General features: G+C 45.0%; 17 protein-coding genes. 9 read left to right on the top strand and 8 right to left on the bottom strand.

Going from position 1 to position 21,054, the window contains the following annotated elements; all coding sequences use genetic code 11:
* Window positions 1-188 precede the first annotated feature (188 nt).
* The 3 genes from thrC to thrA all read right to left on the bottom strand — a co-directional run bounded on the left by thrC (window position 189) and on the right by thrA (window position 5,087).
* On the bottom strand, window positions 189-1,481 hold the full coding sequence (gene thrC / locus AABK40_RS00210; RefSeq protein WP_338397342.1) for a threonine synthase: 1,293 nt from the start codon (window positions 1,479-1,481) through the stop codon (window positions 189-191).
* 57 nt (window positions 1,482-1,538) lie between these two features.
* Entirely contained in the window at window positions 1,539-2,495 is a 957-nt protein-coding gene (locus AABK40_RS00205; RefSeq protein ID WP_332919362.1) for a homoserine kinase, read from the bottom strand.
* A gap of 138 nt (window positions 2,496-2,633) precedes the next feature.
* A complete protein-coding gene (gene thrA / locus AABK40_RS00200) occupies window positions 2,634-5,087 on the bottom strand; it encodes a bifunctional aspartate kinase/homoserine dehydrogenase I (protein WP_338397341.1) in 2,454 nt (817 codons plus the stop codon).
* Between the two features lie 626 nt (window positions 5,088-5,713).
* Here thrA and AABK40_RS00195 point away from each other — a divergent pair.
* Complete coding sequence (locus tag AABK40_RS00195) at window positions 5,714-6,574, top strand: universal stress protein (RefSeq protein WP_332919364.1); 861 nt, start codon at window positions 5,714-5,716, stop codon at window positions 6,572-6,574.
* 163 nt (window positions 6,575-6,737) lie between these two features.
* Here AABK40_RS00195 and AABK40_RS00190 read toward each other — a convergent pair whose 3' ends face one another.
* Window positions 6,738-7,373 (bottom strand): nicotinamide mononucleotide transporter family protein, encoded by a 636-nt coding sequence (locus AABK40_RS00190; protein ID WP_338397340.1) that lies wholly within the window; start codon window positions 7,371-7,373, stop codon window positions 6,738-6,740.
* A 188-nt stretch (window positions 7,374-7,561) separates the two neighbouring features.
* Window positions 7,562-7,813: an acyl carrier protein gene (locus tag AABK40_RS00185; protein ID WP_332919366.1), complete on the bottom strand. Its 252-nt coding sequence runs from the start codon at window positions 7,811-7,813 to the stop codon at window positions 7,562-7,564.
* A 185-nt stretch (window positions 7,814-7,998) separates the two neighbouring features.
* Between AABK40_RS00185 and AABK40_RS00180 the strand changes: the two genes are divergently transcribed.
* The 6 genes from AABK40_RS00180 to AABK40_RS00155 all read left to right on the top strand — a co-directional run bounded on the left by AABK40_RS00180 (window position 7,999) and on the right by AABK40_RS00155 (window position 12,817).
* Entirely contained in the window at window positions 7,999-8,241 is a 243-nt protein-coding gene (locus AABK40_RS00180) for a 4a-hydroxytetrahydrobiopterin dehydratase (protein ID WP_332919367.1), read from the top strand.
* Between the two features lie 159 nt (window positions 8,242-8,400).
* Window positions 8,401-9,084, top strand: coding sequence for a 16S rRNA (cytidine(1402)-2'-O)-methyltransferase (rsmI, locus tag AABK40_RS00175; protein ID WP_338397339.1), 684 nt, complete (start codon window positions 8,401-8,403; stop codon window positions 9,082-9,084).
* A 77-nt stretch (window positions 9,085-9,161) separates the two neighbouring features.
* Entirely contained in the window at window positions 9,162-10,811 is a 1,650-nt protein-coding gene (gene lnt / locus AABK40_RS00170) for an apolipoprotein N-acyltransferase (RefSeq protein WP_332919369.1), read from the top strand.
* Window positions 10,812-11,006: 195 nt separating this feature from the next.
* A complete protein-coding gene (locus AABK40_RS00165; RefSeq protein WP_338397338.1) occupies window positions 11,007-11,801 on the top strand; it encodes an inositol monophosphatase family protein in 795 nt (264 codons plus the stop codon).
* A gap of 86 nt (window positions 11,802-11,887) precedes the next feature.
* On the top strand, window positions 11,888-12,304 hold the full coding sequence (locus AABK40_RS00160) for a hypothetical protein (protein WP_332919371.1): 417 nt from the start codon (window positions 11,888-11,890) through the stop codon (window positions 12,302-12,304).
* 60 nt (window positions 12,305-12,364) lie between these two features.
* A complete protein-coding gene (locus tag AABK40_RS00155) occupies window positions 12,365-12,817 on the top strand; it encodes a 3-oxoacyl-ACP synthase (RefSeq protein ID WP_332919372.1) in 453 nt (150 codons plus the stop codon).
* 214 nt (window positions 12,818-13,031) lie between these two features.
* Here AABK40_RS00155 and AABK40_RS00150 read toward each other — a convergent pair whose 3' ends face one another.
* Together AABK40_RS00150 and uvrA are read right to left on the bottom strand one after the other, a co-directional pair.
* On the bottom strand, window positions 13,032-14,228 hold the full coding sequence (locus AABK40_RS00150) for a BamA/TamA family outer membrane protein (RefSeq protein ID WP_332919373.1): 1,197 nt from the start codon (window positions 14,226-14,228) through the stop codon (window positions 13,032-13,034).
* Between the two features lie 308 nt (window positions 14,229-14,536).
* Window positions 14,537-17,359 (bottom strand): excinuclease ABC subunit UvrA, encoded by a 2,823-nt coding sequence (gene uvrA, locus AABK40_RS00145; RefSeq protein WP_338397337.1) that lies wholly within the window; start codon window positions 17,357-17,359, stop codon window positions 14,537-14,539.
* Window positions 17,360-17,732: 373 nt separating this feature from the next.
* Here uvrA and AABK40_RS00140 point away from each other — a divergent pair, with 373 nt between their 5' ends.
* The gene (locus tag AABK40_RS00140) at window positions 17,733-18,875 is read left to right on the top strand and encodes a DUF4421 domain-containing protein (protein ID WP_332919375.1); all 1,143 of its coding nucleotides are present in this window, start codon (window positions 17,733-17,735) and stop codon (window positions 18,873-18,875) included.
* A 113-nt stretch (window positions 18,876-18,988) separates the two neighbouring features.
* Here the strand turns inward: AABK40_RS00140 and AABK40_RS00135 are convergent, their stop codons facing one another.
* Window positions 18,989-20,023: an endonuclease/exonuclease/phosphatase family protein gene (locus tag AABK40_RS00135; protein ID WP_338397336.1), complete on the bottom strand. Its 1,035-nt coding sequence runs from the start codon at window positions 20,021-20,023 to the stop codon at window positions 18,989-18,991.
* Between the two features lie 230 nt (window positions 20,024-20,253).
* Between AABK40_RS00135 and AABK40_RS00130 the strand changes: the two genes are divergently transcribed.
* Complete coding sequence (locus AABK40_RS00130) at window positions 20,254-21,039, top strand: pseudouridine synthase (protein ID WP_338397335.1); 786 nt, start codon at window positions 20,254-20,256, stop codon at window positions 21,037-21,039.
* The last annotated feature ends 15 nt before the right edge of the window (window positions 21,040-21,054 follow it).

The following is a 21,054-nucleotide window of genomic DNA, read 5'->3' as shown; positions in this document are numbered from 1 at the left end:
GATTTGGGTTGAATTTTGCTCACAGGCAAAACAAATTCCTGCCAAACAAAGAAAAACAAAAACTTTAAAAATGCTGAATTTTTCCATCGTTGATAGCAATAATAGAATAATTCAATCGTAGTTCGAAGTTTTCGCCTTTATTTTGTATGTATTTTCACCAAAAATATTATTATAAACCGCTTTCGGATTTACTGTAGGTATTTCTTCAGGGCTTCCGTTTCCGCAGGAATCTTCAGGCTGTGCTTTTCCTTGTCCAATATTTGCAATAAAGGAGTGGGAATTTCGGGCTGTTTCCCCACAGTGGCGGTAACCACCTCATGAAATTTAGCAGGGTGGGCAGTTTCAAGGAAAACACCAATTTCATCTGGTCGATCACTCAGATAGTCGGCCAGGGCCAGATAACCTACGGCCCCATGCGGATCGAGCTGGTATTTTTGGTGCTTCAGCACCTCGACCATCGCCTGCCGTGTGGCGTCATCATCAAAAGCATAGCCCGACACAGCGGAGGTCATGGCCTTCCAGTCTTTATTGAACAGGGCTTCCATGCGCTGAAAATTACTTGGCGCTCCCACATCCATGGCATTTGATATTGTTGCTATGGAAGGGCGAGGCTGATAATTCCCAGATTTCAGGTACTGCGGAACAATATCATTCAGGTTGGTTGCAGCAATAAAATGCTTGATTGGCAAGCCCATTTTCTGCGCAAACAAGCCGCCTGTCAGGTTTCCAAAGTTACCCGAAGGAACACAAACATTCAATGGCTTGCCTTCTTTCTGCAACTGACCATATGCCCAGAAGTAATACAAAGATTGTGGAATCAGGCGGGCGATATTGATGGAGTTCGCGCTGCTCAGTCCACATTTTTCCGATAATTCCTGATCCAAAAAAGCCGCCTTCACCATGCGCTGGCAGTCATCAAAAGTACCTTCCACTTCCAGGGCAGTAATATTCTGCCCAGCGGTGGTCAACTGCTTTTCCTGCAATGGGCTCACTTTACCACTTGGGTATAAAATACTGACCTTGATATTTTCCACACCAAGAAAACCATGAGCAACCGCACTTCCTGTATCTCCCGAAGTCGCCACTAAAATGTGGATTTGCTCGCCGCTTTTTTTCAGAAAATAACCCATTGCCCGAGCCATGAAGCGGGCACCAAAATCTTTGAAAGCATAAGTAGGGCCATGGAACAACTCAAGTGCATGAATCTGCTCCTCCACCTTTACCACGGGCACGTCGAAATTAAACGCATCATTACAAATTTCTTCGAGTACTTGCTCGGGGATTTCATCAGCAAGAAATGCCTTACTGACTTCAAATGCGATCTGAGGCAAGGTCAGCTCTGGCAGTTGCGCAAAGAATGTTGCTGGCAGCTGTGGAATTTCCGAAGGCATATATAAACCATTGTCTGGCGGAAGCCCCTTGAAAAGTGCCTGTTCAAAATTGACTTGATGTTGGTTATTTTTGGTGCTGTAAAGTTTCATGGTGAATGATTTTTGAATGTTGAGGACAAGAGGGCAGGACTGTTAAAAGTACCGCTGTTATGTCAGGCGGACTTCTTCAGGCAGAATAACAGGCCCCTGCGCATTGACTTTCGACACATATACCTGATAGGTAAAACCCAGTGCCTGAATTTCTTTTTCCATAGCGGCGGCTACCTGATCTGCGGTTGCTTTTCCTTCAGAAAAAGTAAATTGTGAGGGTCCCGAACCAGAGATCCCGAAGCCCAGGGCGCCTGCTGCCATAGCGGCTGTACGCACCTGTTCAAAACCAGGAATCAATGTAGAGCGTAATGGCTCCACGATCACATCCTGCATTGATCTTCCAATGAGGCCATAATCGTTGCTCATCAGCCCGGCGATCAGTCCACCGACATTCCCCCATTGGGTAACGGCATCACGCAAAGGCACCTGCTCCTTCAGCAGTCGGCGTGCCTGTTTGGTGGGTACTTCCACATCAGGGTGAATTACTGTAATGTAAAGGTTTTCCGGAACAGGAATACGAACCACATCAAGCGGGGCGTAACTTCTGACCAAAATGAAGCCCCCCATTAAAGAGGCTGCGGCATTGTCGGCGTGGGCAAATCCGCAAGCGGCACGCTCGCCTTCGAGTGCAAAAGGCAGTAGCTCTTCCACCTTCAGGGGTTCGCCCATCAGTTTATTTATTGCATAAACACCACCCACGGCACTTGCGGCCGAGGAGCCTAAGCCACTTCCGAGCGGCATCTGTTTGTGCAAGCGAATATCAACTCCCTGACGGATGCCCAAATGCTCCAGGTACATTTGCACAGCCACACCTGCTGTATTGCGTTCGGTTTCTAAAGGCAAACGGCCTTCATCACCCGTAATTTCAACAATACGGACCTCTTTGGAATCCGTCAGTTTAAGCTCGAGGGTATCTCCTGGAGCGTCAATGGCAAATCCCATCACATCAAAACCACAGGTAACATTGGCCACGGTGGCGGGGGCAAATACAGTGATAGCGTTTGGTTTATCCATAGGTAATATTTGTTTGGTAGCGTTTGATTGATAGCACCTTAATGGTGGGCGTCATCCCTTTAAAGGACGAAAAGATTTTGGACAAAAAAAAAGAGGAAACTGTTCAATTTCCTCCTCTTTTCAATATTTCTTGTTCGTTTAAGACAAGTGATTAAAGATTCGGATGACTTCAGCAAATACACCTGCAGCGGTTACCTCTGCACCAGCGCCAGGTCCTTTGACTACCAATGGGCGCTCCAAATAGCGCGAGGTCGTGAAAGAGATAATATTATCGCTGCCTGAAAGGCTGAAGAATGGGTGCTCAGGACCTACCGCCTTCAAAGAAACGGTGGCTTTCCCTTTTTCCATACAGGCAATAAAGCGCAACACTTTACCGTCGGCTTCGGCCTCTTTCAGGATATTTTCAAAATGGTGGTCATGCTTGCCCAGCTCGGTGAAGAAATCATCCACCGTAGGTGCCTGCATACAGGAATCTGGCAGGATGCCCTCAATGGCTACATCGGAAATGTCCATCTGATAACCCGCCTCACGCGACAGGATCAGAATTTTACGGCGAACATCCATTCCGTTGAGGTCGTCACGAGGGTCAGGCTCTGTAAAACCTGCGGCCTGCGCTTGCTTCACAATTTCGCTGAAAGAGGTTCCGACCTTAAAGGAGTTGAAAATATAAGACAAGGTCCCCGAGAGCACGCCTTCAATCCGCTGAATTTTGTCTCCAGAGTTCAGCAAGTCATTCAAAGTCGTGATCACAGGCAAGCCTGCCCCTACGGAAGTTTCATAGAAGAATTTCACCCCACGACGCATGGCTGTCTGCTTGATTTCCTGCAGTTTCATGAAATCGCCCGAACTTGCCAATTTGTTCGGGGTGGTAATCGAGATCGAGTTGTTAAGAATCCGCTGATAGTTCTCTACCACCAACTGACTTGAGGTATTATCGACAAATACAGCGTTGGAGAGGTTCAAATCAACCATCTGATCTACAAAACCGTCGATATTTCCCTTGGTTCCTTTTTCCAGCAGTAATGCTTTCCAGTTATCAAGGTCAATGCCTTCAGAATCGAAATAGAATTGCTTACTGTTGGCAATCCCGACAATGTTTATTTTAAGGTGCTCTTTGAGCAAGTTTTCGTACTGTGCCTTCATCTGCGCCAATAGGGTAGAGCCAATCAGCCCCACACCCGCGATAAAGATATTCAGGCGGGTTTCATCAGAAAGGAAATAAATATCATGCAGACAGTTCAGTGTTTTGCCGAGGTCTTTTTTCTCAACGACTACGGAAATGTTCAGCTCTGATGTTCCCTGTGCAATCGACACCACATTGATACCATTTCGGCCCAGTGCCCCAAAAAGTTTTGCAGCAACCCCTGGCTGGTGGCGCATGTTCTCTCCGATGGTGGCAACGACCGAGAGGTCATGACGAATCTCAATCGCATCTACTTTGTGCAAAGACAACTCAGGGCTGAATTCTGCCTCCAATACCTGTTTGGTGCGCTGTGCATCTTCAGGAGAGATGGCAAAAGAAATCGACCGTTCAGAAGAGGCCTGCGTGATGAATATGACATTGATTTCGGCTTCAGAAAGGGCATTGAACAGGCGGTAAGGCACATTCGGTACCCCCATAATTCCACTGCCCTGAAAGTTGACCAGAGAAACCTCACTGATGGAAGAGATCCCCTTGACATCAAAATCCCAATTCGAGGATTGTGAAGAAATCAGGGTTCCTTCAAATTCGGGGTTGAAAGTGTTCCGAATACTGATAGGAATATTTTTGATCATGGCAGGAGCGATGGTCGGCGGGTAAATCACCTTGGCTCCGAAGTGCGACATTTCCATGGCTTCAGCATAAGAAAGCGAAGCGAGGGAATAGGTCTTTTTTACCTGCCGTGGGTCGGTGGTCATTACCCCGTCAACATCCGTCCAGATTTCAATCTTTTCGGCATTAAGCGCTGAGCCAAAAATGGCCGCGGTATAATCTGAACCTCCGCGCCCAAGGGTAGAGGTTACGCCCTCTTCCGTAGCGGCGATAAAGCCCGTGATGATCTGAATTTTACTGCTTGATGCAAAATGATTGACAATGTTCTTGTTCGTTTTATCGAAGAACACTCGGGCATTCCCAAAATTGGCATCAGTTACAATAATCTTTCGGGCATCAAGCACCTCGGTGGCCAAGCCGTGCTGGTTGGCATAAGTACTGAGTAAGTAACTGGCCATGCGCTCGCCGAAGCTCAGCACAACATCGCCTGTTCTTTTGGAAAGTTCACGGATTAAAAACACCCCATGAAGGATATCTCTGAGTTGCTGAAGATAAGCCCCAATTTTTTCAAGAACCTGCGCCTGCGTCGCCGTAGCCATCGTTTCTTCAATCATCTGAATATGGCGACGTTCAATGGTGCTCAGTACGGTTTTGTACTGCTCATCACCTGCAGAAGCCAACTGCCCTGCTTCCACCAATAAATTCGTGATTCCCGACAAGGCAGAGTTTACCACTGCCACAGGAGTACCTTTCTCCTGATTGTCTTTCAAGATTCCCACTACTTGGGCCAAACTTTCTGCCGATCCTACGGAGGTTCCTCCAAACTTCAAGACTTTCATAGATCCCAAAAGCTATTTAAAATAAAAAATTATCAAAAAAAGGCTCTAATGAATACACTATATACAACAAAAGCTTATTGAAAATAAGAGATTGACAAGTAAAGAGCCTGAAATTATATCCCGACCAATATACACAACAAAATAGAAGTAATTCATTGAAAAGGCATTTTTCCTATAAATTTTCACTTCTGCACACACCCCTTCAAAAGAATATTGGGTAAAAGACTGCAACTCAACCTATTTATTCGGTCACTGATCCTATGACCAAATTGATCATCAATAAAAGGCCTCAATTCCTCCTAATTTTAATGTAATGTTTATCACCTAATGCACACTTTTTAGATATAATAATGACAAAAGGAGTATCAACTCATTAATTATCAAGCGATTTAATGGGTCAAATTTGTAAAAAAGACGCTAAATTGTACGTTAAAATAAAATGAGGATACATGTAACTTTCGGTCCTGCGAGAGAGTAGTAAAAATCATGAACCAAAGAAACTTATATTATTATTTAAGTGTAAAATTATACATAAATTATCATATAGTTCATCGGAGGTTTGCATTTTATCGCAGACGGAATCAGCACCCTTTCGTCATTTCTAATACCCAATAATCAAACACAACATGACACCACATATCCTAGTCCCGACTGACTTTAGTTCCATTGCAACACAAGGCGCAAAACTGGCGCTTAAATTAGCCCGTGAAGCTGAAGGGCAAATCACTTTTCTGAACTGCTCCCAATTGCACCGTGCCCAAAGCGGCTACCTTTTGGGCTATGACTATATTGATGCAGAAGTAGAGGGTGTAGAAGAAGGCCTTGACACCAATACCCGAAGACAAATGAGAGAGTGGGTTTCAACGCTGGAAATTCACGATGTGATGATTCAAACCCGTATTGTTGAAGACTCCTTTGAACATGGGATTGACAACTTCTTCCGAAATAATCATGTGGACATGATTGTTATGGGAACGAGTGGCGAGCTTGACATGTCGGAATACCTGATCGGCAATCATGCGGATTATGTCATCCGCCATTCTGGCTGCCCAGTGATTACCACCAAAGAGGGAGAGAGCACTGATTTCAAAATCAATAATATATTGATGACCACCGATTTTGTCAACGAAGATGAAGTGGCCATCGAGAAGATCAAGAATTTTGCAACACAATTCAATGCCGTACTGCATGTTTTGTACATCTCGCAGGGCAAGGAGCGCACATTAGATGAGATCAATCTGAATCTTGAGCTTTTTGCAAGAAGGCACCGCCTCGACAATTACATCTTGCATAAAGAGATCAGTTCCAATATTTCTGAATCGATTATTGACACTGCCGAATGGTTCAACATTGATGTGATCACCATGCTGACCTCCGCACACGACGGAATTCTGAATATTTTCAAATCAAGTGTCGCCGAAAAGGTGGTGAAAGAATCTAAATGCCCTGTAATGCTATTTAACACCTATGTGCTTGCGCATAGTTAATCCAGAAGAACAGTATTTCCTTTGTAAATTTTCTATATGTTTTTTTGATTAAGAGCATGTTTAAGCTGAAAGTTCACGGCTAAGTTTGGCGTGGGCGGCAAGTTTCAGGCATGCGCTGAAGTAACGCTCAGATCATCGGGCGTTACTTTTTTTATGACCGAACTTACAGCTGATCTCGGGCCCACAATTCCTCGCCCTGCTCAAGTTTCCAGGCCTGCATCCATTGAAAATACCCATAAACACTCAGCCCTGCCAAAGCGCCCATCAGCAATACTATCGTATAGTTTCCGTAAAAGGCGTGCAGGGTAGTGCCGAGCGTACCAATAACCACCCAATAAACCCAGTGCCCCAAAACTCGCCTCGCAGACATCACGAGTGCCACCACAACCACCAGGGAAATAAATGCCGACAGGTAGCCTGTGGCGGAAAGGTTTTGGGCAACGGCATGTGCTACAAGGGCTAAGAGCACCAAACCGCCTGTACCCAAAAAGATACAATGTTCCTGAAAAGTCCATTTATCGCAGAGCTTTTGGGACTTCATCGATCTATATTGCCCATAAATGCACGCAAAAAAATACAAAACGGCCCAAAGTGCCTCCACCATAAAACCATGTACAATATTGAAAAGCAGGTAAGAACAGGAAGCACCAATAGCCACCCACCAGGCGTGCGGTTTCAGTCGGGCAAATAACCATAAAAACCATAACCCCCCAAATATGGAGGCGGTCAGCCATAATTGGGCGATAATCGACATCTCCCAAACAGGATATGCCAAAGCGTACAAGGTATCGATTTGCATTGCCGTAAAATTAATAGTTCCCCACACCATCTTTGCTGAAGTAAAAACCTCCTAAACCATACAAAGGGCGACTTACAGAAGATAACTATATTTTAGCGAAAACATCCCTGATCTGACATAAAAAAAGCCTGACTATACATGATATAGTCAGGCTTTTTGTCGGTAACAAATTAATATGTTATGATATACTAATGCTCACGGTGATAAAGAGATACATTATTTTTGATGTACTCTTCAATATCTCGGATCGTTAACAAATTGTGAATTTCTTCTTCAGGCACTTTCAGGTCGTAGGCGGATTCTATACTGAAAATCAAATCCACAACATCTACGGATGAAAGCCCCAAGTCGTCAATCAAATCTGCATCAAGGTGGATCGTTTCCTCTGGCACCTTCAATCCAATAAGAATTGATTTAATTTTTTCGAAATAAGGACTCATATATCTATTTTATTCTATTCTCAACAGGTTATTATTCGCGCAAAAGTACGCAAATCAATCCGATCCCTCACTCAGAGGGCCTTACTATTAAAACTAAAAAGCACAATTTATGTTAAAAGTACCAAAAAAAAAATCATATTTTAAATCATATCACCGATTTATTTCACCCTAAAACGCACAAAAAAATGGAAAGTAACTGGAAGCACAAAGACGATAAATTAACCCGTACCTTCGAATTTGAGGACTTTGTAAATGCCTTTGGCTTTATGAGCAAGGTGGCTTTGCTGGCCGAAAAACAGGAACACCACCCCAACTGGTCGAATGTTTATAATGAGGTAACCATTGAGCTGACAAGCCACGATGCGGGCAATAAAGTCACTGAAAAAGACCACCGACTGGCCAATGCCATTGACGCCCTCTTAAAATAACCCCTCAAAATATGGGCAAACGCACTGTTTGCCTAATACCGCACTTGCAGGCATAAACGACATTTTTTTTGATTCGCTGATGTTCAATTAAATAGGCTTTCTTACCTTCGTACTATCTATTATTTTGTGCCTGCTGGCACCTTATCTTTAAAAGCATCCATGGAAACTGGAAAGTTATATTTAATACCTACACCGATTGGTAATCTGGAGGACATGACCCTCCGTGCCATCCGTATTCTGAAAGAAGTTGACCTTGTATTGGCAGAAGATACCCGCACCACTGGCGGGCTGCTGAAACATTTCGAAATCTCCAAGCCACTGAAAAGCTTCCACATCCATAACGAGCACAAAATTGTGGAGTATTGGGCACAGCAAATATGCGAAGGGCAAAATATTGCGCTATGTTCCGATGCTGGAACACCTGCCATTTCTGACCCCGGTTTTTTGCTGGTAAGGGAATGTATCAAACAGGGTATTGCTGTGGAATGCCTCCCTGGTGCGACTGCCTTTGTGCCAGCACTGGTAAATTCGGGGCTGCCTAATGACCGATTTATTTTTGAAGGTTTTCTTCCTCATAAAAAAGGACGACAAACCAAAGTGATGGCACTCGCTGAAGAAGAGCGCACAATCGTTTTATATGAATCTCCGCACCGCCTGGTGAAATCATTGCAACAGCTTGCTGAGTTTATGGGAGAAGATCGTAACGCGAGTGTTTCCCGAGAGCTGACGAAGCTCCATGAGGAAAATGCCCGCGGAACACTAAAAGAGCTCATCACTCATTTTTCTGCCAAAGAAAAAGTAAAAGGGGAGATTGTAATTGTGATTGAAGGAAAGAAGAAGTAATCACTTTTTCATTGCTGATCATACCCTATTTTTAACGTTGGGCAAACCTTACATTGCCCAACGAATCATCAATAACCATGAACAATCAACTTCGATACAAGAAAATTTTTCCGCTGTTGCTTTCTGGAGTAAGCGGTTTGTTTTTCTGGCTGGCTTGGCCTGATATGCCACTGACCTTCCTGCTGTTTTTTATCTTCGTTCCTGTTTTTGCAATCCGCCAAAACCTGATCGACCGAAAAGTAGAAAAAGTCGGTCGGAAATTTTTCGGCTGGGCATACCTGACCGTCTTACTTTGGAACATCACCACCACCTGGTGGGTAGGCTACGCCACAGCCGTTGGCGCAGGTGCCATGTTGCTGACCAACTCATTGCTGATGACCCTCCCTTTGATGGGCTATCACTTCGTCCGCAAACGCATGCCTGCATTTTTCAGCTACCTGTCGTTTGTCATCTTCTGGCTCACCTTCGAGAATATCCACTTAAATTGGGGACTTTCCTGGCCGTGGCTCAACCTCGGAAATGGCTTCGCCGATTATTACAAATGGATACAATGGTACTCAGTAACAGGAGTAGGAGGGGGGACGCTTTGGATCCTCTTGCTTAACATAGCATTTTATCAAATCCTTTTTCAGTTCGATGCTATTTATAAAGGCATTTTTCGGTGGTTATCTTTAAGCTACCTGACGCTGTTCGGTATTGGCCTGCCTGTCGGGATTTCCTATTGGATGTACAACACCTACACTGAACAAGGCGAAGAGGTAGAATTTGTGGTGATGCAACCTAATATTGACCCCTACACCGAGAAGTTCGCCAATACGGAACATTTCATTCCTTTCGCTGAACAACTCAACAGGTTCATCACTTTATCAGAAGAAAAAATTACCGACAGCACCGCCTTTTTATTGTGGCCTGAAAGTGCGCTTGACAAGCTTTTCCTTCAAAAGGATTTCAATAATTATTCGGAAGGCCGACGCATCTTCCAGTTCAAAAAGTCACACCCTGATTTAAACTTACTCACCGGCCTGACCACCTACGTCCGCTATGAGCAAGCCAAGGAGAAACCGACCGTAACTGCACGCTTCCGTAAAGATGTCGGCTATTACGATGTGTATAACGCTGGCCTGTTTGTCAGCGACCAGATGAAGGAGTCCTTTTACCATAAATCCAAATTGGTGCCTGGTGTGGAGGCCACGCCTTATCCCTGGCTGTTCGACTTCCTGACCCAAACGGTATTCAATATGGGAGGCACAACGGGCAATTACGGGGTACAGAAAGAACGTACCGTCTTTTACAGTAAAGACAGTATCGGTATTGCGCCATCCATCTGCTACGAGTCCATTTACGGCGATTTCATGGCCTCCTATGTGCGAAATGGCGCCAACTTCATTACCATCATTACCAATGATGGCTGGTGGAAGGATACTCCTGGGCACCGACAGCACCTGGATTATGCCCGACTCAGGGCAATTGAAAACCGTCGTTCTGTTGCGCGGTCGGCCAATACAGGAACTTCAGCCTTTATTAACCAAAGGGGAGATGTTTCTCAGCCTACCAAATACTGGACACAGGCAGTAATCAAAGAAAAGCTTCATGCCAACAAGGCATTAACCTTCTACACCAAAAATGGCGACTATATCGGAAGAACGGCACAATGGCTGGCGATCTTTTTCCTTTTAAGCGCCTTCGTAAAAGGTAAGACCAAAGGGCTGATCGATGAAGAACTTTAGCCTCAAAATAGAGATGTTGTTATCAGCATCTCTATTTTTTTTTGAGGCCACAGGCTGTTATCTTCCCAAAGTAAAATGGCCGATAAAATAGACGTGAACAGCCACAGGAAATCCGTCTGGTTTCCCCCCATCCCAGGGTCATGTTTCTTCGGCTTGTTGTGCACGCTTAAAATACTAACCTCAAAATATTATCGTATGAAAGACCTCCAAACCTTACGCAGGGAAGTAGAAATCCTGAGCCAGAAAGCGGGTGCATTCATGAAGTCTGAATGTCAGAAAATGGATAAAAACCGCATCGAGAAAAAAGGACGAAATGACCTTGTTTCTTATGTGGATAAAGAAACAGAGAAAATGCTGGTCAAGGAACTTTCCGCATTGTTCCCTGAAGCTGGATTTATTACCGAAGAGGGCACCACCGAACAGAGAAAATCCACTTACACCTGGGTGATCGACCCACTGGACGGGACAACAAACTTCCTGCACCAACTGCCATTATACTGTACCAGTATCGGCTTACTGAAAGGTGACCAACCCATCCTCGGGGTAATATATGCACCCGAAACCGACGAACTATTCTCGGCGCACCAGGGTGGGGGAGCAACACGCAACGGGAAGCCTATTCACGTCAGTGAGGCGGAAACCATCGAGGACAGCCTGATCGCTACAGGATTCCCTTATCAACGATTCGATAAAATGGATGCCTACCTGCAAATTCTCGACCACCTGATGCACAACACACACGGCTTGCGCAGGCTCGGCAGCGCAGCCATAGACCTTGCGTATGTGGCTTGCGGACGCTTTGAGGCCTTTTACGAGTACAACTTAAAGCCTTGGGATGTGGCCGCAGGCATTATCATTGTACAGGAGGCCGGCGGAAAAGTCATTGACTTTGACGGGCAGGATAATTTCCTTTTTGGCAAACAACTCATTGCCGGTGGAGGCATTGTTGGCGACCTTCAGCAACTGATCGCCTCTTATTGGTACAAATAAACCCTTTCAGATCATTTTTTATTAAAGATCAATAAGGTAAATGCTAAGACTTCTTCGTTTATTGGGCGCTTTAAATATCCCCATTAATGAAGAAGTTTTATTTTATTCTCCCGTTTATTTTTGGCTTATTGAGCATCGTGCCCGCCAAAGCACAAAATCAGAATTTCAATCTTGTAGGTGGCATGGGAGCGACCTTTTTAAATCGGCCAGCAAAATTCCTTTTCAATGTAGAGGGGCAGTTCGGGCTATCGAAAATCGCTACTTTTACGGCTGGATTTCAGAGCTGGGAACAGAAAAGCCAGGCCACTTTCGGCGTTAGACTCTACCCGACAGATGGCTTATTTTTCCGTGCCCGAGGGTTGTTCTGGTCTTCTGCTGATGTGGCATTGGGGGGCGGATTTCAAAAATCCCTCGATAACCGATGGCTTGCTGAAATCAGTACCGATTACTATATGAACGCCGACAGGCTTGGGGTTCAACTCGGAATTGGGTATCGTTTTTAATCGCCCATAACACCCCATTTCCGTATGCTTTTAAATTGATAAAAAATATAACCATTGACGATGATCAATACAAAAATCGCCTTATACCACAAGTGTGAAGCCTATGTGAATGATCGCATAGAACGGTCCAAGGCAGACATACAATCTGCACAGGAGGCTTCAAATAACGAAACCAAAAGTAGTGCAGGTGATAAGTATGAAACCGCCCGCGCAATGGCACAGATCGAGAAGGAAAAAGCACTGACACAACTTAGCGAGGCAGGAAAACTCCGACAGGCGCTGGATATGATTATTGCTGACAAACCGATGGCTATTGCCGAGTTAGGAAGCTTGGTGATTACCACCGCTGGTCAGTTTTACATGAGTATCAGTGCGGGAAAATTAATGCTCGACGGGCAGGTATTTTTCGCCATTTCCCCAGCCTCACCACTTGGTCAGCAACTGATCGGAAAACAAGCCGGTGAACAATATCAGATCAATGGTAAGCAATTTTCCATCAAAGAGATTTACTAAGCGTGTGTTTCAATTCTTAATATCAATTCAGATTACCGGAATTGGTTTTGAGTTGTTTATCAATAGTAGTAATGCTTTTCACCTGAAATAAGCCTTTACCGCTTCTGCAATACGCAAATTTCAAATACACGCCAATGGCCAGCAGCGGGGGGTAAAATAATTGATCGGTGAGGAATAAAAGGCCTTTAATTCCTCACTGGCCAAACCCCCTCGGCTAAAAAGCCTCAGTCATGTTGAAGTAAAGTAAGTTCTGCTTATTAATCGGGTCTCGCCCAATATCCATTCGGAAATTCATTCGTGGCTGAACCTCAATCCGAAGTCCTGCGCCAAAATTCGGCAACCATCCTTCAACATCGAAGGGGGTTGGACCAACAGCTCCCATCCCTCCCCAGGTGGCAAAACCAAATTTAGAGAAGAATCGGCCCGCCCATCGGTCTTTATTGAAATTGAACATGTGGCGGTATTCAAGAATGGCGTAAGATGTGGACTGATCACGAAACTGCCCCAAATAATAGCCCCGAAGATCAAAAGGAGAGCCCAGCATTGCCATGCTCGTCCATGGCACATCACCACTTACGGTAGTATTGGCCACTGTCCAGGCGAGGTTCCTCCGCTCTCCGAGAAAAGGTAATGCTTTGTATTGGCGGTACTCAAACTGATAGGACTGAAAGCGGTAATCACTTCCGTAGAAACGTTCGTAGAACAGGGCTGAAGCGGTAAAATAAAGGCCTTTGGTGGCATTGGCAGGGAAATCACGGGTATCATAACTCACCTGAAAGCCGAGTCCCACATTGGTAAATTCAGCCCCTGCTTCCGTTCCTCCCTGTGCAATATATAGCGAATCTGACTGCCAAAGGTCATTTGCAGGATCGGTAATGTTGGTTTTCGAAATATCAATCTGCGGACCAATAAAGAAGTCACTTTCCTGCCAACGGAATAAAAACACCGGGTTGAAGTTCAGCGCTACGGAAGCATAAGCCGTGGTAGAATCTGAACGCACCTGGGATTTGTTGTTTTCGTAACCAACCCCATAATAATTCTCTACATTGTTCTTCAATACAAAAGAACCAAAAATACGGAAGCGGTCCTGATTGAAAAACAGCTGTGGACGGATTACCGTATTGAATCCGCCGTTGATGAGCCAGGCAAAAGCCACAGGAACATTCGAACGATTAATCAGGCTGTCGTCAGGATTTGTTTTGAACGTGAACAACATACTTCCGCCAATCAAAGGGCCAAAGTCGGGCGTATAGCCTGGGCCTCCGAGAATACTGAACTTGAGATTTTTTTCAGGTTTTTCCGATTGCTGATGCGTTAGACTATCGGAAGGGTTTGCTTCTTGGGCGAATCCGTGTATTGCACCAAAGGATAGCATGATCAATAGCGGAAGGACGATTTTGAGCAATCGCATAAAGGGTAGAGTAAATTGATGTTGTTAAAAGCTGACCTGGGCGAGCATGGTCAAAACAGTCACTTTTGAGGTCTTCTGTATTTTTTATCTTGCCCGATCAATCGATGCTGAAAGGTAAGCAAATGTCTGAAAAAATTTGAATAGCCCTGCTTAAAGTGTTTAAAATTTGACTTTCGGCGCTAAAAAGTATCGTTTCAGCGTATTTTTCACAAGCATTATTTTTCAGTGTAAAAAACAAAAACAGCGATAAGATCATCCTATCGCTGTTTTTGCTGCTAATTATCAATTAATATGTTAAATAGACGCCCCTATTTGAGTTTCTCCCTTAAGTACGGCGCAGTATAACCATCATTTATTTTGACCATTTCCTCAGGTGTTCCAGCAAAAACGACTTGCCCTCCACCAGCACCTCCTTCGGGCCCGAGGTCAATAATCCAGTCAGCACATTTGATCACCTCCATATTGTGCTCAATAATAATGGCTGAATTCCCCTGATCCACCAAAGCGTTGATCGCCTTCATGAGTCGGTTAATGTCATGGAAATGCAAACCGGTGGTTGGTTCATCAAAAATAAACAAGGTATGTTCATGACTTTTTGATTTACCATGGCCGAGGAAGTAGGCCAATTTTACCCGTTGGGCTTCGCCACCAGAAAGGGAGCTTGACGATTGCCCCAAACGAATATAACCGAGGCCAACATCGTAAAGTGGACGAAGTTTGTTGAGGATAGGCTTCTGATCCTCGAAAAAGGTCATCGAATCCTCCACGGTCATGTCCAGAATATCAGCAATATTTTTATCATTATAAATAACCTCCAGAATTTCCTGCTTGAATCGTTGCCCTTTGCAGCTTTCACAAGTCAGGTGCAAATCCGCCATAAATTGCATTTCAATTTTTTGGGTACCTTCCCCCTGACAGGTTTCACATCGTCCGCCCTCTACATTAAAAGAAAAGTGTGCGGGCTTGTAAGCTCTCTGCTTCGCTAACGGCTGAACAGAAAACAGGCTTCGGATCGCATCATAAGCCTTTACATAAGTTACGGGATTGGAACGCGAAGATTTCCCGATCGGGTTTTGGTCTACAAATTCGAGGCGGGTTATGGCTTCCACATCACCACCAATAGACTTCATTTTTCCCGTTTCTTCATTCACCGTTCCGAGCCTTTTACCAAGGGCAGGGTAGAGGATCTTTTTAATCAAAGTGGATTTTCCTGAGCCCGACACCCCCGTTACGGTCGTCAGTACCCCCAAAGGGAATTCCACATCTATATTCTGCAGGTTGTTTTCCTGCGCCCCCCGCACCTTTACTGAACGTGTCCACGGTCTGCGGAATTCGGGTAATGGCACCTCAATTTTACCACTCAGGTACCTTGCCGTATGGGTGTCAGCATTATTCATTTCCTTTAAGCTTCCCTGATACATCAGCTCGCCACCATGCGAACCAGCATCGGGTCCAATATCAATAATCTGGTCTGCGGAACGCATCACTTCCTCCTCATGTTCCACCACAATTACCGTATTGCCCATATCACGCAAAGACTCCAGTACACCAATCAGGCGCTGGGTATCACGGGGGTGCAGGCCAATACTTGGTTCATCGAGAATGTACATCGAGCCTACCAGCGCACTTCCGAGTGATGTGGCCAGTTTTATCCGCTGAAACTCCCCCCCCGAAAGGGTAGAGGTAAGCCTGTTCAGTGTAAGGTAACCGAGCCCAACCTGTTGGAGGTATTCCAGTCGGTTTGTTACTTCTTTCAGAATACGCTTTGCGATGCTCATTTCGTAATCTGTCAGCTGAAGGTTATTAAAGAATTCACTCGACGCTGAAATAGGCAGTAGCACCACATCAGTAATTGATTTGCCATTAATTTTCACATAGCTGGCATCCTTACGCAATCGGGTACCACGACAATCTGGGCAGCTGGTGCGCCCACGGTAACGGGAAAGCATTACGCGGTACTGAATTTTGTGAGTTTTGGACTGCAAGAAATCAAAGAACTTATTGAGCCCTTTAAAGTGTTTGTTGCCTGTCCATAGTAATTCCTGATGCGCAGGGTCCAAATCTTCGTATGGGCGATGAATTGGAAAGTCAAAATCCATTGCAGAACTGACCAAGGCATCTTTCCACTTTTTCATGGTCTCTGAACGCCAGGGCGCAATAGCATCTTCAAAAATCGACAACTCTTTATTCGGGATCACCAAATCGGGATCTACCCCCAAAACGGAGCCAAAACCTTCGCAACGGCGACAGGCACCATAAGGGTTATTGAAGGTGAAAAGGTTGGCTGAAGGTTCTTCAAACAGTATTCCATCGCGTTCAAAACGATCTGAAAAAGACTCCTCGCGCCCATCGGTGTAGGAAAGCAGACAGGTGCCTGCCCCTTCGAAGTAGGCCGTCTGTACGGAATCCGCTATGCGGAATTGCAGTTCATCTTCCACCGTTTCAGGAATGGCAATACGGTCGATCAGTACCTGAACATCGGTATGCTTTTTCACCTTCTTGACGTTGGGTAACAGGTCTTCAATAAAAGCCACATCACCTTTCCAGCGTACCCTGGTGAAGCCTTTTGACAACAGCAATTGCAGTTCATCTTCAATAGAACGCTCTTCATGCTTGAGCATCGGTGCCAGCACCATCAGCCGTGTGCCTACTTCGTTTTTCAGAATTTGATCCACAACATCTTCCACCGCATCTTTCGTAACGACTTCATTACTGACAGGCGAATAGGTTACCCCGATACGGGCAAAGAGGAGCTTCAGGTAATCATAAATTTCCGTAGAGGTCCCGACAGTAGATCTTGGGTTTCGGGTGTTCACTTTCTGCTCAATAGCGATAGCAGGAGCAACACCACGAATATAATCCACCTCAGGTTTCTCCATTCTGCCCAAAAACTGACGTGCGTAAGAACTCAGGCTTTCTACATACATGCGTTGCCCTTCGGCAAAAAGGGTATCAAAAGCCAAAGAACTTTTCCCTGACCCCGACAGCCCCGTTACCACGATCATCTTGTTGCGAGGAATGGCAACACTTAGATTTTTCAAGTTATTCACTCGGGCGCCTTTAATCACGATGTGCGATTTAGGGTCGAGTTGTTCAAAGTCTATATTTTGGCTTTCTTTCTTTTTACTCATAGAATCAAAGATAATGATTTTTGACCATTACAATAGATGAAAACTAAAGGAGGATTTTATTTATGGACAACAATTTTTAGTGTCGCCAATCATCAAAACCTCCTGAAATTGCGGTGAAGAAAAAGGGGATTGACGGTCTTTTTTCAGCAGACAAAAGGCCCCTTGTGTTTCCACGTGGAACACGGCCATGGGTCCCCACAAAAAAAGTGCGGCCACGGCATCAATCATCAACAGCACTTTCCTTTAAGCGTATAACTCCATAGAATGAAATAATCTTTACAGGCATAAAGTTTCTTCTAACATATTTTAACAACTTGCAATATGATATAAGGCCAAAATTTTCTGACCTTGAACCCAAAACCAATTCAGTACATTGAGAAAATACTTCCTCGTCCTTTTATTATTGCTGATGAGCTTTCAGTCGGCCTTCGCCCAGGTAACATTGAATGCTGCTCCGCACCCTACAAAAGAAACCGTCGATGACCGTAACTTCATTCAGCGCTTGCTCGGCATTCATAACGCCGTAAAGTGGTCCTATTATGACTCCAGCTTTATTACCGATTACTCCAAAGCCTGGACGTTCCGCTTCCTGATGGAAAATAAGTTCAATCAGTTTCTGGTCTTTAACCATGACCGTGAAAGCGATCAGTCTTTATTATATGAACCCACTCCGCACCTTAACCTCGGCTTTGGCTTCAATCATAACTGGCTTGGGGTGAATACCTCTTTCAGTGTTCCGTCCATTGACCGCGTGATGAACAACGAGAATGAAATCAACACCTCCATGTTTGATATTCAGGTCAATGTTTATGATGTTAAGCTCGTTGGGGAATTCAGGCTTCAACGCTACAAAGGGTATTATATTAATCATTTCGGCTGGAAGCTGCCCAACATTATCGGAGGGCATAACGGTGAAAATTTTCGGCTTGCCTATCCCAACCTCACCACCAATTCTTTCACGGGGAACCTGTCCTATATCTTCAACTGGAAGCAATTTTCCTATCGGGCAAGTTATATTCAAACGCAGCGGCAACTCAAAAGTGCGGGCTCCTGGATGGCGGGAATCAGTTATTTTGCCAACTCCATTTACAACGATGGCGACGGCATTCTTGGGGGGACGACCATTGATTTTCCAGAGATGAACTTTCAGAAATCCGTTACTTTCGGCATCGGACTCATGGGCGGTTATGGCTATACCTATGTGCTGAAGAAGAACTTCTATATAAGCCTGACCATGATGCCGGGTATTTCTTACAACTACACCAAACTCACCTATATTGAGGATGAGCCAACCATTGACGAATACCGGTTTGGGCTTGCGGGAGTGGGGCGTTTTTCGATCGGCTACAATAAGGCGTCCTATTTCTTTGGGTTGCATTCTGCCCTTCAGTGGAATGCTGTATTTTATGATACCGCAGGCCTGAACAATATTAACGGCTCATTTCGTTTCGTGGTGGGGAAGCGGTTCAACTGGCAACTGAAAGGGAAGTTCTTTCATGCCATAGGAATGGATTAGCAAACGTTCCACGTGGAACACTGATGTGAAAATTCCTTTAATTTTCATCACACCATCAGACAACGTTTCACGTGGAACATCTATAAATCACAGAATAACAATTAATTAAAAGATTAAAACTGAGGATCATCGGTTTTATCTTCACGTTTCACGTGTTTTTCACGCTTGGCTTTATCGGGTGTGTATAGCTTGATGGAGCAAATCACCTGCCCATGATCAGACATCCATACTGGAATTTTATCATTCGAAAGGGTTTGATCCACCAGATGGTCGGTAAATGTTTTGACGTATTCCACAGCCCCAAGTCGGTGCGGATTTTTGGGGTGCAATTCCTGAGAGACCAACAGGTGATCCAGGGCACCATAATAACCATTGTGGATATAGGTGTAATAGACGTCCTGAGTGCTTTGCCTTGCCTGAATATCTTTGACCGCATAAAGCAGGACATCCCATATTTTTGATTTGACCTCAAAAGGAAACCGTCGGTGAGGCGGGGTTCCACTCATGATGTCGTTGGTAACAGCAAGCGCCGAATCGTTAAGATCGCCCACCACAACAACAGGAGAGGAATGGTTTCCACGCATACGCTTGACCAGAATTTCACGCAAAGCTACCGATTCCAGCGAACGGATTAACAGTGCACGGGCTTTGCCTTTCGCCCTGTCGATTGGATCATGAGGATCTTCCCTGTCTTCCATTAAAGGTCTTTTGGATTTCAGGTGGGTAACATAAAAAGTCATCGGGATGGTTTCCACCAGTATTTCCACCCGCAAGACAGCCCGACTGAAGGAGGTGAAAGGCATTTGATTGCCATCGATAGTTAGTGGAGCAGGGAAATCACAAATCACTTCAGACTCCAAAATAGGGTAGCGGGAGGCAATCCCAACTGTTGGACGTTGCCCATCGCAGGAGGCCGTAACATAATAGGCGTCTTTCATGAATTCACTTTTGGAGAGGGCGTCTTTCAATGCTTCATGATGAAACACCTCCTGAAAGGCAACAATCGAAGAGCGCATTTTATCGAGCTGATGCCCGATCCATTCACACTTTTTCCCATAGTCGGTATGGGAATATTTCCTGCTGCCGTAGTAATGGACGTTTGGTTTTACAAGGTTAAAAAGATTGAAATTCCCTATTTTGATTCGCATAGCATATAACGTTTAAAGGTCAGTGGGTTTACTGTTAATATAATATAAAATGGCCATTGCTCCATCTGTTTTGCCGCTCGGCGACAGCTCATTTTCAGCTTTGGCGGTCGCCTCGGTATGGAAAGGGTACTGCCAAATTCTTTTAGATAATGAAGGGCAGTGGTCAGCCTTGCTGCCTGGTGTTTCTGAAAGGCTTCAATTCTTAACCAATTTCGTTGTATCTTTGTCGTATGATGGACGAGAAATTATATTATTATTTGGTTTATAAGCCCTTCAATACGCTAACGCAGTTTAGGGGAGAAGGAGATACGCTGGCTGATCTTCATCCGTTCCCGAAGGAGGTTTACCCTGTCGGGAGGTTGGATAAAGACAGTGAGGGACTACTGATTTTAACCAATGATAAGAACATCAACCACCAGTTGCTACACCCCAAATTCAAGCATAAAAAAGAATACTGGGTACAGGTAGAAGGGGAGATTACTGCTGAGGCACTAGAAAAGCTCGCTTCGGGAGTAGAGATTTCCGTCGAAAAAAAGAAGCACTTCACGGCTCCTGCCTGGGCCAAGAAAATCCCTGAACCCGTTTTGGAAGCCCGAAACCCACCGATCAGGGAACGAAAAAATATTCCTACTTCGTGGATTAGCCTGACCATTACCGAAGGAAAAAACCGACAAGTCCGAAAGATGGTTGCTTCAGTCGGTTTTCCTTGTCTTCGATTGGTTCGTGCAAAAATCGAACGATTGGATATTGAGGGAATGCGCATCGGGCAAGTGAAATCCATGACAGAAAAAGACATTTATGAAGCCCTTTTCAATGGCCGAACATTTGTACCCAAAGCCCGTGCAGAGCGAAGCGAGAAATCTTTCAGACCTCTGGAGAAGAAATCAAAAAGCGGCATTAAAAAAGTTGGTAAACGCCATAGTGCGCGCCCCAAGAATAAGGAGGAGCAGCCCAAAGAAAAGCCCGTTCGTCACCTGAACTTCCGACGGTTGCGCGATGACCGCAAAGACGATTAAATCACCTACTGACAA

This window comes from Persicobacter psychrovividus, from assembly GCF_036492425.1.
Taxonomy (GTDB): Bacteria; Bacteroidota; Bacteroidia; order Cytophagales; family Cyclobacteriaceae; genus Persicobacter; species Persicobacter psychrovividus.
The sequence above is the reverse complement of the archived record's forward strand: the minus strand, read 5'-3'. Positions and strand labels throughout refer to the sequence as shown.

Excerpts from the sequence above, each read along its gene's own strand:
- uvrA (WP_338397337.1), bottom strand. The coding sequence starts at position 17,359 with ATGAGTAAAAAGAAAGAAAGCCAAAATATAGACTTTGAACAACTCGAC.
- AABK40_RS00185 (WP_332919366.1), bottom strand. The coding sequence starts at position 7,813 with ATGAGTCCTTATTTCGAAAAAATTAAATCAATTCTTATTGGATTGAAG.
- rsmI (WP_338397339.1), top strand. The coding sequence starts at position 8,401 with ATGGAAACTGGAAAGTTATATTTAATACCTACACCGATTGGTAATCTG.
- thrC (WP_338397342.1), bottom strand. The coding sequence starts at position 1,481 with ATGAAACTTTACAGCACCAAAAATAACCAACATCAAGTCAATTTTGAA.
- AABK40_RS00155 (WP_332919372.1), top strand. The coding sequence starts at position 12,365 with ATGATCAATACAAAAATCGCCTTATACCACAAGTGTGAAGCCTATGTG.
- AABK40_RS00180 (WP_332919367.1), top strand. The coding sequence starts at position 7,999 with ATGGAAAGTAACTGGAAGCACAAAGACGATAAATTAACCCGTACCTTC.
- lnt (WP_332919369.1), top strand. The coding sequence starts at position 9,162 with ATGAACAATCAACTTCGATACAAGAAAATTTTTCCGCTGTTGCTTTCT.
- AABK40_RS00165 (WP_338397338.1), top strand. The coding sequence starts at position 11,007 with ATGAAAGACCTCCAAACCTTACGCAGGGAAGTAGAAATCCTGAGCCAG.
- AABK40_RS00190 (WP_338397340.1), bottom strand. The coding sequence starts at position 7,373 with ATGCAAATCGATACCTTGTACGCTTTGGCATATCCTGTTTGGGAGATG.
- AABK40_RS00205 (WP_332919362.1), bottom strand. The coding sequence starts at position 2,495 with ATGGATAAACCAAACGCTATCACTGTATTTGCCCCCGCCACCGTGGCC.
- AABK40_RS00160 (WP_332919371.1), top strand. The coding sequence starts at position 11,888 with ATGAAGAAGTTTTATTTTATTCTCCCGTTTATTTTTGGCTTATTGAGC.
- thrA (WP_338397341.1), bottom strand. The coding sequence starts at position 5,087 with ATGAAAGTCTTGAAGTTTGGAGGAACCTCCGTAGGATCGGCAGAAAGT.
- AABK40_RS00150 (WP_332919373.1), bottom strand. The coding sequence starts at position 14,228 with ATGCGATTGCTCAAAATCGTCCTTCCGCTATTGATCATGCTATCCTTT.
- AABK40_RS00195 (WP_332919364.1), top strand. The coding sequence starts at position 5,714 with ATGACACCACATATCCTAGTCCCGACTGACTTTAGTTCCATTGCAACA.
- AABK40_RS00130 (WP_338397335.1), top strand. The coding sequence starts at position 20,254 with ATGATGGACGAGAAATTATATTATTATTTGGTTTATAAGCCCTTCAAT.
- AABK40_RS00135 (WP_338397336.1), bottom strand. The coding sequence starts at position 20,023 with ATGCGAATCAAAATAGGGAATTTCAATCTTTTTAACCTTGTAAAACCA.